Origin of the sequence: Bradyrhizobium sp. STM 3809 (assembly GCF_000239795.1) — a bacterium.
Lineage (GTDB): Bacteria > Pseudomonadota > Alphaproteobacteria > Rhizobiales > Xanthobacteraceae > Bradyrhizobium.
On record NZ_CAFJ01000675.1, the window covers coordinates 1 to 14,852 of the forward strand.

Annotated in this window: 17 protein-coding genes and 1 pseudogene; 9 read left to right on the forward strand and 9 right to left on the reverse strand. The window is 64.6% G+C overall.

What is annotated here, in order from left to right:
• Nucleotides 1–62 precede the first annotated feature (62 nt).
• Nucleotides 63–923, forward strand: a complete 861-nt coding sequence (locus tag BRAS3809_RS29835) for a D-amino-acid transaminase (protein WP_008965742.1) — start codon at nucleotides 63–65, stop codon at nucleotides 921–923.
• A gap of 94 nt (nucleotides 924–1,017) precedes the next feature.
• Nucleotides 1,018–1,617 carry a 3-keto-disaccharide hydrolase gene (locus BRAS3809_RS29840; RefSeq protein WP_008965743.1) on the forward strand — a complete coding sequence of 200 codons (600 nt, stop codon included), beginning with the start codon at nucleotides 1,018–1,020 and terminating at the stop codon, nucleotides 1,615–1,617.
• Here the strand turns inward: BRAS3809_RS29840 and BRAS3809_RS36895 are convergent.
• From BRAS3809_RS36895 to BRAS3809_RS29850, 3 genes are all read right to left on the reverse strand, one after another.
• Nucleotides 1,604–1,753 (reverse strand): hypothetical protein, encoded by a 150-nt coding sequence (locus BRAS3809_RS36895; RefSeq protein WP_170323352.1) that lies wholly within the window; start codon nucleotides 1,751–1,753, stop codon nucleotides 1,604–1,606. The two genes, BRAS3809_RS29840 and BRAS3809_RS36895, sit on opposite strands and share 14 nt — an antisense overlap.
• Before the next feature lie 74 nt (nucleotides 1,754–1,827).
• A complete protein-coding gene (gene wrbA, locus BRAS3809_RS29845) occupies nucleotides 1,828–2,427 on the reverse strand; it encodes an NAD(P)H:quinone oxidoreductase (protein WP_008965744.1) in 600 nt (199 codons plus the stop codon).
• A 42-nt stretch (nucleotides 2,428–2,469) separates the two neighbouring features.
• Entirely contained in the window at nucleotides 2,470–3,168 is a 699-nt protein-coding gene (locus BRAS3809_RS29850) for a pirin family protein (protein WP_008965745.1), read from the reverse strand.
• A 131-nt stretch (nucleotides 3,169–3,299) separates the two neighbouring features.
• On the opposite strand from BRAS3809_RS29850, the gene BRAS3809_RS29855 reads away from it, so the two are divergent.
• A complete protein-coding gene (locus tag BRAS3809_RS29855; protein ID WP_008965746.1) occupies nucleotides 3,300–4,217 on the forward strand; it encodes a LysR family transcriptional regulator in 918 nt (305 codons plus the stop codon).
• A gap of 124 nt (nucleotides 4,218–4,341) precedes the next feature.
• The gene (locus tag BRAS3809_RS29860) at nucleotides 4,342–5,331 is read left to right on the forward strand and encodes a Bug family tripartite tricarboxylate transporter substrate binding protein (RefSeq protein ID WP_008965747.1); all 990 of its coding nucleotides are present in this window, start codon (nucleotides 4,342–4,344) and stop codon (nucleotides 5,329–5,331) included.
• 1 nt (nucleotide 5,332) lies between these two features.
• Here BRAS3809_RS29860 and BRAS3809_RS29865 read toward each other — a convergent pair whose 3' ends face one another.
• The 3 genes from BRAS3809_RS29865 to BRAS3809_RS29875 all read right to left on the reverse strand — a co-directional run bounded on the left by BRAS3809_RS29865 (nucleotide 5,333) and on the right by BRAS3809_RS29875 (nucleotide 7,502).
• Nucleotides 5,333–5,803, reverse strand: a complete 471-nt coding sequence (locus BRAS3809_RS29865) for a YbaK/EbsC family protein (protein ID WP_008965748.1) — start codon at nucleotides 5,801–5,803, stop codon at nucleotides 5,333–5,335.
• Entirely contained in the window at nucleotides 5,793–6,548 is a 756-nt protein-coding gene (locus BRAS3809_RS29870; protein ID WP_035659391.1) for a haloacid dehalogenase type II, read from the reverse strand. The genes BRAS3809_RS29865 and BRAS3809_RS29870 overlap by 11 nt, the downstream gene beginning before the upstream one ends.
• A 69-nt stretch (nucleotides 6,549–6,617) precedes the next feature.
• Nucleotides 6,618–7,502, reverse strand: coding sequence for a 4-hydroxyphenyl-beta-ketoacyl-CoA hydrolase (locus BRAS3809_RS29875; protein ID WP_008965750.1), 885 nt, complete (start codon nucleotides 7,500–7,502; stop codon nucleotides 6,618–6,620).
• 267 nt (nucleotides 7,503–7,769) lie between these two features.
• Here BRAS3809_RS29875 and ykgO point away from each other — a divergent pair, with 267 nt between their 5' ends.
• The 3 genes from ykgO to BRAS3809_RS29890 all read left to right on the forward strand — a co-directional run bounded on the left by ykgO (nucleotide 7,770) and on the right by BRAS3809_RS29890 (nucleotide 8,988).
• Nucleotides 7,770–7,895, forward strand: a complete 126-nt coding sequence (ykgO, locus tag BRAS3809_RS29880; RefSeq protein ID WP_006611362.1) for a type B 50S ribosomal protein L36 — start codon at nucleotides 7,770–7,772, stop codon at nucleotides 7,893–7,895.
• 111 nt (nucleotides 7,896–8,006) lie between these two features.
• On the forward strand, nucleotides 8,007–8,636 hold the full coding sequence (locus tag BRAS3809_RS29885) for a tetratricopeptide repeat protein (RefSeq protein WP_008965751.1): 630 nt from the start codon (nucleotides 8,007–8,009) through the stop codon (nucleotides 8,634–8,636).
• Nucleotides 8,637–8,733: 97 nt separating this feature from the next.
• Nucleotides 8,734–8,988 carry a hypothetical protein gene (locus BRAS3809_RS29890; RefSeq protein WP_008965752.1) on the forward strand — a complete coding sequence of 85 codons (255 nt, stop codon included), beginning with the start codon at nucleotides 8,734–8,736 and terminating at the stop codon, nucleotides 8,986–8,988.
• Between the two features lie 31 nt (nucleotides 8,989–9,019).
• Here the strand turns inward: BRAS3809_RS29890 and BRAS3809_RS29895 are convergent, their stop codons facing one another.
• Nucleotides 9,020–9,202 carry a hypothetical protein gene (locus tag BRAS3809_RS29895; RefSeq protein WP_006611365.1) on the reverse strand — a complete coding sequence of 61 codons (183 nt, stop codon included), beginning with the start codon at nucleotides 9,200–9,202 and terminating at the stop codon, nucleotides 9,020–9,022.
• Nucleotides 9,203–9,453: 251 nt separating this feature from the next.
• Here BRAS3809_RS29895 and BRAS3809_RS29900 point away from each other — a divergent pair, with 251 nt between their 5' ends.
• On the forward strand, nucleotides 9,454–10,413 hold the full coding sequence (locus BRAS3809_RS29900) for an alpha/beta fold hydrolase (protein WP_008965753.1): 960 nt from the start codon (nucleotides 9,454–9,456) through the stop codon (nucleotides 10,411–10,413).
• 68 nt (nucleotides 10,414–10,481) lie between these two features.
• Here BRAS3809_RS29900 and cycA read toward each other — a convergent pair whose 3' ends face one another.
• A complete protein-coding gene (gene cycA, locus BRAS3809_RS29905) occupies nucleotides 10,482–10,877 on the reverse strand; it encodes a cytochrome c-550 CycA (RefSeq protein WP_008965754.1) in 396 nt (131 codons plus the stop codon).
• A gap of 202 nt (nucleotides 10,878–11,079) precedes the next feature.
• Between cycA and BRAS3809_RS29910 the strand changes: the two genes are divergently transcribed.
• On the forward strand, nucleotides 11,080–12,573 hold the full coding sequence (locus tag BRAS3809_RS29910; protein ID WP_008965755.1) for an FAD-linked oxidase C-terminal domain-containing protein: 1,494 nt from the start codon (nucleotides 11,080–11,082) through the stop codon (nucleotides 12,571–12,573).
• A 731-nt stretch (nucleotides 12,574–13,304) separates the two neighbouring features.
• Here BRAS3809_RS29910 and BRAS3809_RS29915 read toward each other — a convergent pair.
• A pseudogene (locus BRAS3809_RS29915) lies at nucleotides 13,305–14,852 on the reverse strand (patatin-like phospholipase family protein); the annotation flags it as partial.

Consider the following 14,852-nt stretch of genomic DNA (forward strand, 5'->3'; position numbering starts at 1 on the left):
GGCGAGAAAACGAATAATGTACGCAGGACTGTGCGTACGCCGATCACAATGGAGATGCTACCTTGGACCCGATCGCTTACGTCAACGGCGCCTTCGTGCCGCTCTCCGAGGCCAAGGTCTCGGTGCTCGATCGCGGCTTCCTGTTCGCCGACGGCATCTACGAAGTCGCCGCGGTGCTCGACGGCAAGCTGGTCGACAGCGCCTCGCACCTCGCCCGCCTGGAGCGCTCGGTCGGCGAGATCGGCCTGGCGCTGCCGGAGAGCCTGTCGCGGATCGAAGAGTTGCAGAAGGAGCTGGTCGCGCGCAACCGGCTCGACCAGGGCATGGTCTATCTGCAGGTCACCCGCGGCGCCGACAAGGGCCGCGACTTCCCGTTTCCCAAGGGTGACGTCAAGCCGACCCTGGTGATGTTCGTCACCGCCAAGAACATCGTCGACGCGCCCTCGGCCAAGACCGGCATCGGCGTCATCACCGTGCCCGACATCCGCTGGGCGCGGCGCGACATCAAGAGCGTGGCGCTGCTGGCGCAGGTGCTGGCAAAGCAGGCGGCGGCAGCCGCCGGCGCCGGCGAGGCCTGGATGGTGGAGGACGGCCATGTCACCGAGGGCGGCTCGTCGTCGACGTTCATCCTGACCCAGGACGACGTCATCGTCGTCAGGCCGAACTCCAATGCGATCCTGCCCGGCTGCACGCGCAAGGCGGTGGTCAGGCTCGCCGAGGAGCGACAGCTCAAGGTCGAGGAGCGGCTGTTCACGGTCGACGAGGCGCTCGCGGCCAAGGAGGCCTTCATCACCAGCGCGAGCTCGTTCGTGCAGCCGGTGGTCACGATCGACGGCAAGCCGGTCGGCGACGGCAAGGTGGGGCCGGTCGCGACGCGGCTGCGCGAGATCTATGTCGATTTTGCGCGCGCGACCGCCGTGTAGTTGAGAGAGCAGGTGCAGCATCGAAACTCGTTTGCAATATCCCGCGCTTTGCTATCGTGGCGGAGCAACAGAGAAACTGCAGGGAGGCGTTTTGATGCGATATCGGTGGGGCGTGCTCGCGGCTGGCTTGGTGATGACCGGGGCGGCGTTGAATGGGATCGGAGCGGCATCGGCCGATGACGGCTGGGTGACGCTGGTGGACGGCGACAAGAAGGTCGAGTTCAGCGAGGTCGGCAAGGCCAATTGGGAGGCCAAGGACGGCGCACTGATGGCCGACAAGCTCGACGGCAAGGACCCGTCCTATCTGGTCACCAAGACCAGCTACAAGGATTTCCAGATCAAGGCCGAGTTCTGGGTCGACGACGCCGCCAACAGCGGCATCTTCATCCGCTGCGACCAGGCGGAGAAGATCGACTCCAACATCTGCTACGAGGTCAACATCTTCGACAAGCGGCCCGATCCGAAATACGGCACCGGCGCGATCGTCGACGTGTCGAAGGTCGATCCGATGCCGAAGGCCGGCGGCAAGTGGAATACCTACGAGATCACCGCCAAGGGCACGCGGCTGACCGTGATCCTCAACGGCGAGAAGACCGCCGATGTCGACGACAGCAAGCATGCGGCAGGTCCCATCGCCCTGCAATACGGTTCGGGCGTGGTGAAGTTCAAGAAGGTGCAGATCAAGCCGTTGTAGCGGCCTTGCACTCCGCACAGCGGCGCTGGCCGCGGCTCGCGCGGTAGAGTCCCTTGCAGTACCAATGGCGCGCCATCATCTGCAGGGGATGGCGGGCCAGCCGGGCCAGCGTCACCAGTTCGAGCATGGCGGGCATTGCGGACTCCTCTCCTTTCCTGTTTTGACGAGATGGGGCGGCACGTCGATGACGGAAGTGCCGCCCCAGCCGCATCAGCCATGCAGCTTCTTTGCGGTCTCGGCGATCACACGCCCCTGATAGCGCGCCCCCGCCAGCTCGTTCTCGCTCGGCTGACGGCTGCCGTCGCCGCCGGTGATCGTGGTCGCGCCGTAGGGCGAGCCGCCGGTGACCTCGTCGAGCTTCATCTGGCCGGCGAAGCCGTAGTTGAGGCCGACGATGGTCATGCCGAAGTGGAGGAGGTTGGTGATGATCGTGAACAGCGTGGTCTCCTGGCCGCCATGCTGGGTCGCGGTCGAGGTGAAGGCGCCGCCGACCTTGCCGTTCAGCGCACCCTTGGCCCACAGGCCGCCGGCCTGGTCGAGGAAATTGGCCATCTGCGAGGCCATGCGGCCGAAGCGGGTGCCGGTACCGACGATGATCGCGTCGTAGTCGGCGAGCTCCTCGATCTTGGCGATCGGCGCAGCCTGGTCGAGCTTGTAGTAGGAGGCCTTGGCGACGTCGGCCGGCACCAGCTCCGGCACGCGCTTGATGTCGACGGTCGCGCCTGCTTCGCGCGCGCCTTCGGCGACGGCGTTGGCCATCGCCTCGATGTGGCCGTAGGCGGAGTAATAGAGAACGAGAACCTTGGTCATGGCAGTCTCCGTAGGGACGAGGGGGATACGAAACGGATTGGTCTAGGCGGCGTCGACCAGCACCAGCTCGGAATCCTCGAGCGCGGTGATCTTCAGCGTCGCCTCGTCGCGGATGGCGGCGCCGTCACGGGCGTTGACGCGGACACCGTTGACCTCGACGCTGCCGGCAGCCGGCACGAGATAAAGGTGCCTGGCCTTGTCGGCTGCGTATTCGGCGGTCTCGCCAGCCTTCAGCGTGGTGCCGAGTACGCGCGCCTTGGCGCGGATCGGCAGCGCATCGGCATCGTCGGCGAAGCCGCTCGCCAGCGTGACGAGCTTTCCGGAGCGGTCGGACTTCGGGAACGGCTTGGCGCCCCAGGTCGGCTGGCCGCCATCGGTGGTCGGCTCGATCCAGATCTGGAAGATCCGCGTCGTGGTCGGCTCGAGATTGTACTCGGAGTGGCGGATGCCGCTGCCCGCGCTCATCACCTGGACGTCGCCGGCTTCGGTGCGGCCCTTGTTGCCGAGGCTGTCCTGATGCGTGATCGCGCCTTCGCGGACGTAGGTGATGATCTCCATGTTCCGGTGCGGATGCGCCGGAAAGCCGGTGTTGGGCGCGATCTCGTCGTCGTTCCAGACGCGCAGCGCGCCATGGCCCATGTTGCTGGGGTCGTAGTAGCTCGCGAACGAGAAATGGTGCTTGGCCTTGAGCCAGCCGTGGTCGGCGCCGCCCAGCGCCGCAAAGGGCTTCAGTTCGATCATGGGTCTGCTCCTTCGGGTCGCAACGGTCGGCCGGGCCGCCGTCGCGTTGGGCATTGGAATAAGGGAACGTCCGGAGTATAGAAATAGAAACTGTTGAAACCTATTGTTTCCAAAAGTGAGATCTGAGCCCGATGGCCCGACTTCCGGATTTCGAGGCGATGGCGATCTTCGCCAAGGTCGTCGAGCTGCGCTCCTTCGCCGGCGCCGCGCAGGAGCTCAGCCTGTCCAAGGCGTCCGTCTCCAAGGCCGTGAGCCGGCTGGAAGAGCGGCTGGGCACCCGGCTGTTCAACCGCACCTCGCGCCGGCTGGCCCTCACCGACGCCGGCCAGCGGCTGTCGGAGCGCGCCGCGCAGCTGCTGGCAGACGGCGAGGCGGCGGAGACCGAGGCGCTGGCGCAGTCGCTGACGCCGCGCGGCCTGGTGCGCTTTGCCGTGCCGATGACCTTCGGCGTCAAGAAGATCGCGCCGCTGCTGCCGGCCTTCCTGGAACAGTATCCGGAGGTCTCGATCGACCTGCACATGAGCGACGCCACCGTCGATCTGATCGGCGAGGGCTTCGATCTCGCGCTGCGCATCGCGCGGCTGCCGGACTCATCGCTTGTTGCGCGGCGGCTCTGCGCCATGCCGCGCTACACGGTGGCGGCACCGTCCTATCTGAAGCGGCATGGCCGGCCGACGCATCCGATGCACCTCGCCGAGCACAGATGCTTCGGCTACGCCTATCTCTCCACGGCCGGCGTCTGGCACTACACCAACGCCGCGGGCGAGCAGGCAAGCGTGCGGCCGGCCGGGCAGCTGCGCGTCAACAATGGCGAGGCGCTGCTGCCGGCCGTGCTCGCCGGCCTCGGCATCGCCGACCTGCCGGATTTCATCGTCGGCGACGCCATCGCCTCAGGCGAGGTCGAGGTCGTGCTGAAGGGATGGAGCCAGCCCGAAGGCGCGATGCATCTGGTGATGCCCCCCGGCGGCCCGCGCCCCGCGCGCGTCGAGGTGCTGACGGAGTTTCTGGTGAAGGAACTGGCCAAGGGTAAGAAAGGACGACACAACTAACTGGTTCGTTGCAGCGCAATCTGAGTTGCAAGCGCGTCAGGGAGAAATCTCGCTTTGCCCGCTTGCAGGCCTTCGCGCTAGCATCCCTTCAACACAAGAAGACACTGCCTGGGGAGAGCTGCCGATGAATCGCCGCGGGTTCCTGCGGACTGCCGCTATGCTGCCGCTCGTTCAAGGAGCACTCACCTCGCTCGCATCGGCAGAGGACGTTTATCCCAGCCGGAACATCACCATGATCGTGCCGTTCCCGGCCGGCGGGCAGGCCGATCTCGCGGCGCGGCCGGTTGCTGCAGCGCTGGAACACATTCTCGGCAAGCCGGTGATCGTCGACAACCGCGCCGGCGGAGGCGGCGGCTCGGTCGGCAATGCGCAGGCGGCGCGTGCGGCGCCCGACGGCTACACCTTGCTGATGACCTTGTCGTCGCTCGCCGTGCTGCCCGAGGCCGACCGGCTGTTCGGCCGCACGCCGTCCTACGAAGTGTCGCAATTCGCGCCGATTGCGCGCGTGCTGGCCGATCCGACCTTACTGGCCGTGCCGGCGTCCTCGCCGTGGCGAACCTTGAAGGAGTTCATCGAGGATGCTCGCAGGCGACCCGGCGAGATCCCGTACGGCTCGTCGGGGCCTTATGGCACGCTGCACGTGGCGATGGAGATGTTTGCATCGAGCGCTGGGATCAGGCTGCTTCACGTCCCCTTCCGTGGCGCCGGTCCGGCATTGACGGCGCTGCTCAGCGGGACGGTGCAGGCGATTGCGGCGGCGCCGGGGACGCTGAAGCCGCAGGTGGATGATGGAAAGCTGCGGGTTCTGGCAAACTGGGGCGCAACCCGCGTGTCCAGCTTTCCGGATGTGCCGACGTTCATCGAGCTCGGCTACCGCGATGTCGAGATGTACATCTGGGCCGGCCTGTTCGCGCCGCGGGCGATTCCTCCTGCCGTCATGACGCGGCTGCGGGAGGCGATGGCGCAGGCGGCGGCAAGTCGGGAGGTGTTGCAGACATTCGCAGCCGTCGGCAGCGTCGTCGCCTATCAGGATGCGCCTGATTTCGCCAGGTTCATCGACGCCGACAGCGCGCGCCTGATCGCAGCGGTGCGGCGGATCGGCAAGGTGGAGTAGCTCACAGGCGCGAGACCTCGCAGACGTCGACCCATTCGGCCGATGTCAGCTCGGCCATCCGCTCCGGCGTGATCTTCACCGCGCTGTGGGTGGAGCCTGCCGCCGGCACAACGATGTCGAACGCCTTGAGCGACAGGTCGCAATACACCGGCAGCGGCGACTTCAAGCCGAACGGGCAGACGCCGCCGACCTCGTGCCCGGTGATGTCGGCGACCTCGTCGAGGCCGAGCATCTTCGGCTTGCCGCCGAACAGCGCCTTGACCTTCTTGTTGTCCATCCGCGCATGACCCGCCGCGACGATCAAAATGACGCGGTCGCCGACGCGCAGCGAGAGCGTCTTGGCGATGCGGGCGGGCTCGACGCCATAGGCCTCGGCTGCGAGCGCCACGGTCGCGGAGCTCTGGCTGGAGACGAGGACGTCGATGTCGGGGGCTTTCTCGGCAAAGAAGGCGCGGACGGATTCAAGGCTCATGCGAAGCGACGATCTCAGGCAGTTCGGACAGCGCAGCAATACGATAGTCGGGCGCAAAACCCAACTCGTCCATCTGGGTGCGCAGCGCCTTGAACAAGGTGAGCGGCGCGACCAGGTCGGTCGTGGCGCAGGCCGCCGCCATGGCCTCCGGCGTGACCCGCTCGATCCAGGCGACGTTCAATCCGAACGCCTTGGCGCCGCAGACGTCCCACGGATTCGAGGACACGAACAGCACGTCGCGAGGTGCGAGCCCCAGCCTCTCCTCGATCAGCGCATAGGCCTGCGGGCTCGGCTTGAAGATCCTGTGCGCATCGACGCTGATGACGGCATCGAGCAGGACATCGAATCCAGTGGCCTTCACCAAGCCCCCGAGCATCGCCGGGCTGCCATTGGAGAGGATCGCGAGCCGGCGACCCTTCATCGCGGCGAGCGCAGCCCGCGCGTCGGGGTAGGGATCGAGAGCGAGATATTTGGCGATGATGCGCTCGAGCGTGGGCGCGTCGGCCTGCAGCCCGAGCACGCGCAGCGTGTAGAGCAGCGACTCGCGGGTGACGACGGCAAAGTCCTCGTAGCGCTGCATCAGCGAGCGCAGCCAGGTGTATTCGAGCTGCTTGATGCGCCAGATCTGGGTGATGATGTCGCCATGGCCGGGGAAGGCCTGCTCGGTGACGGCGGCGACCGACTGGATGTCGTACAGCGTGCCATAGGCATCGAAGACGACGGCCTTGAAGGGGGCGGCTTTGATCGGCACGGCGCTCACCTGTCGAAAGCAGAGGGGGCGCGATGACCGACGGCCACCGCGCCTCGCGTCGTCTCAGATCCCGAGCAGCTTGCGCGCGTTGGCCTTCAGCACCTTCGGGCGGATCTCGTCGCGGATGTCGAGCTTGGCGAAATCGGCGAGCCAGCGGTCGGGCGTGATCACAGGCCAGTCCGAGCCGAACAGCATCTTGTCCTGCAGGATCGAGTTGATGTAGCGCACCAGGATCGGCGGGAAGTATTTCGGCGACCAGCCCGACAGGTCGATGTAGACGTTCGGCTTGTGGGTGGCGACCGACAGCGCCTCCTCCTGCCAGGGGAAGGAGGGATGGGCGAGGATGATCTTGAGGTCGGGGAAATCGGCCGCGACGTCGTCCATGTACATCGGGTTCGAATATTTCAGCCGCATCCCCATGCCGCCCGGCATGCCCGAGCCGACGCCGGTCTGGCCGGTGTGGAACAGCGCGATCGCGCCGCCGTCATTGATCGCCTCGTACAGCGGATAGGCGAGACGGTCGTTGGCATAGAAGCCCTGCATGGTCGGGTGGAACTTGAAGCCGCGGACGCCATACTCTTCGATCAGCTTGCGCGCCTCGCGCACGCCGAGCTTGCCCTTGTGCGGGTCGATGCTGACGAAGGGAATCAGGACGTCGAGATGATCCGAGGCGACCTCGAGCATCTCGTAGTTGTTGTAACGGCGGAAGCCGGTCTCGCGCTCGGCATCGACCGGGAAGATCACGGCCGCGATGTTCTTGGAGCGGTAATAGGCCGCGGTCTCCGGCACGGTCGGCGGGTGCTTGTGCGGCGACTTGAAGTACTCGGCCATCTGGGCCTGGAAATCGTCGTAGCCGTCATCCGCATGCATGCCGCAGGGCTCCTCGGCATGGGTATGGATGTCGATGGCGACGACGTCGTCGATCTTGGGCAGAGCGAGCTTGGGCATGGGCGTTCCCGGCGTTGGTTCTTGAGTTTATGAAATTGATTATACGATATAACAAATTTGGCAATCGGCAATTGGGGCCGCCGGCCGAGTTCCAGTCTCTCCTCGGGGCGCCGGCCTTGTTGAAGCCGGCGCCACAATCGTTGACATCCGCCGGGCCGGTGGCTAGAAACCGGCCACTCCGGGCGACTGGGTCGCCAGCGGAAATCTATTCCTATTTGCCACTTCCGGCCTGTCCAACACGGCCTTTCAAACGCATCAGGATGTCCCATGAAGGTCCGTAACTCGCTGAAGTCGCTGCGTGGCCGCCACCGTGCCAACCGTCTGGTCCGCCGCAAGGGCCGCGTCTACGTGATCAACAAGGTCCAGCGCCGCTTCAAGGCGCGCCAGGGCTGATCCGAAGGCGGATCGACGGGCTGATCCAGCCCGCGCCTGCGTCGCCTGCTCACAGGTGTTTGACGCGCGCTCTGCTTTGCAGGGCGCGCTTTCTGCGTCTAGACTTGTCGCATGGCAAAACGCTCCTCCCTGGCGATCCTGCTCGCCGCAGCCGTTATCTGCATACCGCACCTTGCGTTCGCGCAAGCTGAGCCGCGATCGGGCGCAAAGCCGAAGCCGCCGGAGGCGCCGACCAAGCTGCCGAAGGTCGGGGCCGACAAGACCAAGGGGCTGGATTTCCTGTTCGGCGCGCTGAAGGCCGCTCCCGACGAGATCAGCGCCAAGCATGTCGAGGCCCGGATCTGGGCGATCTGGCTGCAAACCCCCAGCGATACCGTCGCCCTGCTGATGGCGCGATCCAAGGCGGCCATGGACGCGAAGCAGAACGAGGTCGCGCTCAAGCTGCTGGATTCGGTCATCAAGCTGCGACCCGACTACGTCGAGGCCTGGAACCGGCGCGCGACCATCTACTATCTCCAGAATGATTATGGCCGCTCGCTGGCCGATATCCAGCAGGTGCTGCTGCGGGAGCCACGGCATTTCGGCGCGCTCGCCGGTCTCGGCATGATCATGCAGGATCTGGGCGAGGAGAAGCGGGCGCTGGATGCCTTCCGCAAGGCGCTCGACGTCAATCCGCACCTCGACAAGGTGCCGGAGCTGGTCAAGACCCTCACCGAGAAGGTCGAGGGCCGCGACATCTAGCCCTAACGGCCGGTTAACCCTATCCGGACGGCCGTTCTTGCCGGTCCGGCCGCGCGAACCTAGGTCCTCGATGTCGAAGCTCGGCAGGAGAGAGGCAATGCGGCGTGCGGTGCTGACGGCAGCGCTGGTGATGACGACGATGTCGGCCGCCCGGGCCGAGGATCCGGATCTGTTCTGGGTGGTCGGGAATCGCGCCACCAATCGCTGCGAGATCGTGACCAGCAACCCGGTCATCTCGATCATGGGCGACATCTGGTTCGCGTCAGGGCCGTTCAAGTCGAAGGACGACGCCAAGCTGGCGCGATCGACGATCAACGCGTGCCCGAACAAGGACGTGACGCAGGAGGAATGATCGGTGGCGTGATCCGCCCCGGTCAGCCTGATCAGTGAAACGCGGTGCTGCGGCGCTCCGGCATGCCGTACTGGGCGGCGGCGGCATAAAGCTGCGCGATCTCGGCCTCGAGATGCTCGTTGACCAGCAGCAGCGCCTTCAGCGCGCCGCGGATATCGCCGTTGCAACTCGCGACGATCTCGTCGATCGCTGACTCGCTTGAACGAAAGCTCATCGGTAACCCCCTCCCAAAACACCAAACAAAACGCAGGGCCGGTCATCGTGGTTCGACGCAACAATGACCCGACCGGAAGTAATTCACGGTCATCAGCCGATTGCGAGGAAAAGTCCCGACCATGGTTATAAAATGGCCGACGACGCCATGATGACAGGATTTGAGGGCGAAACGACCGGATGCGGCGGCCGGATCTGCAACTCTCGCCGATTCCGCCCGTAACTGTCGTGGTGACAGGCAGAAAACTCTCAATGATTTCAATGTTTTTGGTGGGCATTTTGGCGGCGCTCGCGCTCATCACCCGCGCCGGCGTCGCCCTCGTCGAGCGGCGCTATCCGGCGCAGGGGCAGGCCATCGAAGTCAACGGCGGCAGCATCAATCTTGTGGATATCGGGCCCCGCGATGTTCGGTTGCCGCCCTTGTTGCTGCTGCACGGCGCCAGCTCCAACCTCGAGGCGATGCGCCGGCCGCTCGGCGACATGCTGGCGCAGCGGCACCGCGTGCTGCTGGCCGACCGTCCCGGCCATGGCTGGAGCCCGCGCGACCGCGAGGAGGACTCCACGCCGGCCGTCCAGGCCCGGATGCTCGACGAGGCGCTCGCCCGGCTCGGCATCGACCGGGTCATCCTGGTGGTGCATTCTTGGAGCGGCGCGCTCGGCCTGCGCATGGCGCTGGACTTCCCCGACCGGGTCGTCGGCCTCGTGATGCTCGCGCCGGTCGCCTATCCCTGGCGCGGCGGGGTCGGCCAGTACAATGCTGCCGTGACGACCCCCGTCGTCGGCCCCTTGCTCGCCCACACCATCACGCTGCCGCTCGGCCTGGCGCTGATGGGGCCGGGGGCCCGCGGCGTGTTCGCGCCGCAGGAGATGCCGGACGATTTCGTCGCGCAGAGCGCGACCGCGCTGCTGCTGCGGCCGCGCGAGTTCCTGGCCAATGCGCGCGACCTGGTCACCCTGAAGCAGGCCGTCATCGAGCAGGCGCCGCGCTATGGCGAGATCAAGGCCCCGGTCACGATCATCGCCGGCGATGCCGACAAGACCGTCTACACCGACATCCATTCCCGCCCGCTCGCCCAGGTGATTCCCCAGACCCGGCTGATCGTGCTGCCCGGCCTCGGGCACATGGTCCAGAACGCGGTGCCCGACCTCGTGGTCGGCGAGGTCGAGCGGATGGTCGCGGCGCTCGCGCCGACGGCGGCGGCCGAACCCTGAAAAGCAGAAAGCCCCGGCGGCCGGCCGGGGCTCTGCTGGTGTGCAGCGGATGATCGGCCGGCGGCCGCTTACTGCTTCTGCTTGCCGTCCTTGTCGAACGACGAGACATAGGCCCAGAGGTTGTTGACCTCGGTCTCGTTCTTGATGCCGGCGAAGGTCATCTTGGTGCCGGGGATCTTGGCCTTCGGATCCTTGATGTATTCCTTGAACACGGCCTCGTTCCAGGTGATGCCCGAGCTCTTGTTGGCTTCCGAATAATTGTAGTCCGGCACGGTGCCCGACTTGCGGCCATCGAGGCCGTTCAGCTCCGGGCCCACCTTGTTCTTCGCGCCTTCGCCGATCGCATGGCAGGGCAGGCACTTGTTGAACGAGGTCTTGCCGGCGGCGGCGTCCTGCGCCAGCGCGGCGGTCGCCAGCGACGACGAGGCGAAAATGACGAGCGCGCTCAAAGTCAGTTTCTTCATGGATCAGGCTCTGTGGGTTACGTGACGAGTTTGCGCGCAGGTTGTTGCATGGCCTCAGGCGACGCACAAGCGGGGATGCGGCGGCGGCCATCAGCACATTGGCGGAGCTTGCTCTGCCGCAAACAGCGGCGCTGATCCGCTGCCTATCCAAACCGTTTCCGTTGTGGTTGATATCCAACACAAATCGAGCCGGAGGACGACGATGGCGATCATGATGCCGGAAGCTGACCAGGCGGTGCTGGCGCGCCGCGGCGAAATCGTCGCTGCACTGCGAGCGATCGTCCCCGGCGAGGGCGTCATCGACAGCGCCGCCGAGATGCTGCCTTACGAGTCCGACGGCCTGATGGCCTACCGCCAGCCGCCGATGGTCGTGGTGCTGCCGGAGACCACGGCACAGGTGTCGCAGGTCCTGAAGTACTGCCACACTCAAGGCATCAAGGTGGTTCCGCGCGGCTCCGGAACCTCGCTGTCCGGCGGCGCGCTGCCGCTCGCCGATGGCGTGCTGCTCGGTCTCGGCAAGTTCAAGCGCATCCGCGAGATCGACTTCGACAACCGCGTCGTCGTCACCGAGCCGGGGGTCACCAACCTCGCCATCAGCCAGGCGGTGGCGCATGCCGGCTTCTACTACGCGCCCGACCCGTCGTCGCAGATCGCCTGCTCGATCGGCGGCAATGTCGCGGAGAATTCCGGCGGCGTGCACTGCCTGAAATACGGCATGACGACCAACAACGTGCTCGGCTGCGAGCTCGTGCTGATGACCGGCGAGGTCCTGCGCATCGGAGGCAAGTGCACCGAAAACGCCGGCTACGACCTGATGGGCCTGATCACCGGCTCCGAAGGGCTGCTCGGCGTGGTCACCGAGGTCACGGTGCGCATCCTGCAAAAACCCGAAACGGCGCGCGCGCTGATGGTGGGGTTCGCGCAAGTCGAGGCCGCCGGCGAATGCGTCGCGCGCATCATCGGCGCCGGCATCATCCCCGGCGGCATGGAGATGATGGACAAGCCGGCCATTCATGCCGCGGAAGCCTTCGTCCATGCCGGCTATCCGCTCGACGTCGAGGCGCTCCTGATCATCGAGCTCGACGGCCCCGGCGTCGAGGTCGACGAGCTGATCAGCCGCGTCGAGAAAATCGCCAATGGCTGCGGCTCGACCACCTGCCGGATCTCGACCTCCGAGGCCGAGCGCAACCTGTTCTGGGCCGGCCGCAAGGCGGCGTTCCCCGCCGTGGGGCGCATCTCGCCGGACTATCTCTGCATGGACGGCACCATCCCGCGCGGCGCGCTGCCCAAGGCCTTGGCGCGCATCCGCGAGCTGTCGGAAAAATATCAGCTCGGCTGCGCCAACGTGTTCCATGCCGGCGACGGCAATCTGCATCCGCTGATCCTTTACGACGCCAACAAGCCCGGCGAGATGGAGCGTGCGGAGGCATTCGGCGCCGACATCCTGCGCTGCTGCGTCGAGCTCGGCGGCGTGCTGACCGGCGAGCACGGCGTCGGCATCGAGAAGCGCGATTTGATGCCGGACATGTTCACCGAGATCGACCTCAACCAGCAGCAGCGCGTGAAGTGCGCGTTCGACAGCCAGGGGCTTCTCAACCCGGGCAAGGTGTTCCCGACCCTGCACCGGTGTGCGGAGCTGGGGCGGATGCATGTCCATGCGGGCAAGCTGGCGTTTCCGGATCTGCCGCGGTTTTGAGACGGCCGCGGACGGGCAGGGCGGCATCGATTGGTGCCTGCGCAATCTCACATCCAGCCACCGAACGTCCCCCTCATGGTGAGGAGGCGCGCAGCGCCGTCTCGAACCATGAGGCCCCATCCCGGGCCTCGCCCTTCGAGACGCCCGCCTGCGGCGGGCTCCTCAGGGTGAGGAGCGGAAACGTCGCCAGACGGTGGTCCGTGTCGATCGAAGTCATCACTATCGTTCCCCTCCATGAGAACGTCGCGTCCGCTTGCAGTCGAGCGGCAACTCAGATCTCTCCCCTCATGGTGAGGAGGCGCGCAGCGCCGTTTCGAGCCATGGGGCCCCAGACCGTAGGGTGGGCAAAGCGCCGCCGAAAGGCGGCGCGTGCCCACCGTCGATCACCGCGCCGCGCGACCAGACGGTGGGCACGGCGCCACCACGACCGCGCGTGAGGCGCGCCCCGCGCCTCGCCTTTGCCCACCCTACAACTCCCTCGCTCGCCATTCCCACGCGATCGAGCGCACGCTCTCTCCCCACGTCATTCCGGGGCGCCCGCAGGGCGAGCCCGGAATCCATAGCCGGGTAACGATGCCTTCAAGACTCTTTTCTGATTCGTCTGTAGAGCGCCTAAGCAAAGCGAAAGGGTGCGGACCTTGCGAGGCAAGCGGCTGATTATCCTTGCGGTCGTTCCGCCCGACGCGCGTTAACTGCAGTTCGGCTTTTTAGGCTAGCGCCAAATAGGTGACTTATTTCGCGGGCTCTAGCATATTGGCTGCCAACTGTTCGAACCAACTGCGTACATCGTTCGGTTCCGACGTTCTGGTCATGAGGGCTGGAGCAAACGTGCCCTCCGCGACGTGGACGCCGAGTTGGCGGTAAGCTTCGAATTGCTCTTCGTCGTAGAATTGGTCGAGCGTCGATTGATGAGGGAAATCCGGGTTCATCGACCGGTATCGTTTGAGTAGCTCCCCCTCATCGCCCGTCAGGGACAGCTTGAGATAAAGCATCAAGCCGACGCCAGCGGGACGACCATCACCCGTCTTCGGATAAACGATCCGGAAAAGTTGTGAGTGCGTCCGACTGAATCGAGAGTTGGGATCTGGTCGAATTTCGTCGAAGCGCGGCTCGATTCGAATCCCAAGATCAATTTGAGCGTGGCGGACCAGCGTAAGGTGTCCTTGAAACGTTGATTCAGGATCTGCCTCGCCGTCGACGCACACGATAAACTTGCAACGCCTGCGCAAGAGTTCGAATATTCCCATATTTTCAATGTGCCCGCCGTCCGACAAATTCAACCACTTATTCTCCTCGCTCATTACCATGCCGGTCATTTCGCGAAGGAGGCAAAGAAATCCCGGCGTGCCCAATGAACTCTTTGTAGGATTTGCGATCCAAAACCCCAAGCGTATATTGAGAAGAGTCATGAGTGCGGAGAGACTCGGGATAGAACTCATTCCCATTTGAGGTGACGCCGCTGCGCCCGAGATGGCCATCGCTGTGGCTAGATCGATCTGCGAGCCGTTCGTCCTCCACTTGCTCGTGGACGAATAGCCAGTCGACATAGATCCGGACCAATGTTTTGAGAAAAGGAAAAAATCTCCTTTCCTGTCCCGAAGGACCGGGCTCTTACTTGACGGAAGATTTACTGTCGCATTGATCAACTGATAAGGTGCGTTCTGCGACGGATTGAGCAAAGACAGTTTAATATCGCCCTTTGACACGAAGGTTCTGGCAAGCCGATCGCGGTACAACTTGTGCGGACCAGTCAAGTTAACGTTCAGGAACAATAGCGAATAAGCCCCAGAAATCGCTGCGGTAAAGAGCAAGAGCGTTGCCCCACTAAGATAGTGAAGTGGAGACCACCACGGAGCACTCGGGGTCCAGGGCAGATAATTGAGGCCACGCAGCAAATAGAAACACATGATCGCTGAGATCGGAACGATGATACCTGCGATTACAAGAGAGACCTTCAGAGACAGTCTACGCGCCGCCTCGTCTCCAAAAATCGGCACAAACCGAACCGCCACTGGAGATACGACCACGCCGGCAGCTACTATTCCCAACAGAGCCCACGGAAGCTCAGCGACTCCACGGCTTCTCTCGTAAATGAACTCGATAGCTTCTGCGGCCGCGCAGGTCGCCGCTCCAAATGATATCGACGCAAGCAGAATGACAGTGAAACGCGTGCCGACGCCGGCGCGCAAGGAGACGCCGTACAAGATGATAGCACCTAGTGCCAAAACCGAAAGCGCTACTGTCAATGAAGACCAAGGAACACTGGCCGCGTAACGATC

Bases quoted from the DNA above. Each gene is read 5' to 3' on its own strand.
- BRAS3809_RS29840 (WP_008965743.1), top strand. From the start codon at position 1,018: ATGCGATATCGGTGGGGCGTGCTCGCGGCTGGCTTGGTGATGACCGGG.
- BRAS3809_RS36895 (WP_170323352.1), bottom strand. From the start codon at position 1,753: ATGCCCGCCATGCTCGAACTGGTGACGCTGGCCCGGCTGGCCCGCCAT.
- wrbA (WP_008965744.1), bottom strand. From the start codon at position 2,427: ATGACCAAGGTTCTCGTTCTCTATTACTCCGCCTACGGCCACATCGAG.
- BRAS3809_RS29850 (WP_008965745.1), bottom strand. From the start codon at position 3,168: ATGATCGAACTGAAGCCCTTTGCGGCGCTGGGCGGCGCCGACCACGGC.
- BRAS3809_RS29855 (WP_008965746.1), top strand. From the start codon at position 3,300: ATGGCCCGACTTCCGGATTTCGAGGCGATGGCGATCTTCGCCAAGGTC.
- BRAS3809_RS29860 (WP_008965747.1), top strand. From the start codon at position 4,342: ATGAATCGCCGCGGGTTCCTGCGGACTGCCGCTATGCTGCCGCTCGTT.
- BRAS3809_RS29865 (WP_008965748.1), bottom strand. From the start codon at position 5,803: ATGAGCCTTGAATCCGTCCGCGCCTTCTTTGCCGAGAAAGCCCCCGAC.
- BRAS3809_RS29875 (WP_008965750.1), bottom strand. From the start codon at position 7,502: ATGCCCAAGCTCGCTCTGCCCAAGATCGACGACGTCGTCGCCATCGAC.
- ykgO (WP_006611362.1), top strand. From the start codon at position 7,770: ATGAAGGTCCGTAACTCGCTGAAGTCGCTGCGTGGCCGCCACCGTGCC.
- BRAS3809_RS29885 (WP_008965751.1), top strand. From the start codon at position 8,007: ATGGCAAAACGCTCCTCCCTGGCGATCCTGCTCGCCGCAGCCGTTATC.
- BRAS3809_RS29890 (WP_008965752.1), top strand. From the start codon at position 8,734: ATGCGGCGTGCGGTGCTGACGGCAGCGCTGGTGATGACGACGATGTCG.
- BRAS3809_RS29895 (WP_006611365.1), bottom strand. From the start codon at position 9,202: ATGAGCTTTCGTTCAAGCGAGTCAGCGATCGACGAGATCGTCGCGAGT.
- BRAS3809_RS29900 (WP_008965753.1), top strand. From the start codon at position 9,454: ATGATTTCAATGTTTTTGGTGGGCATTTTGGCGGCGCTCGCGCTCATC.
- cycA (WP_008965754.1), bottom strand. From the start codon at position 10,877: ATGAAGAAACTGACTTTGAGCGCGCTCGTCATTTTCGCCTCGTCGTCG.
- BRAS3809_RS29910 (WP_008965755.1), top strand. From the start codon at position 11,080: ATGGCGATCATGATGCCGGAAGCTGACCAGGCGGTGCTGGCGCGCCGC.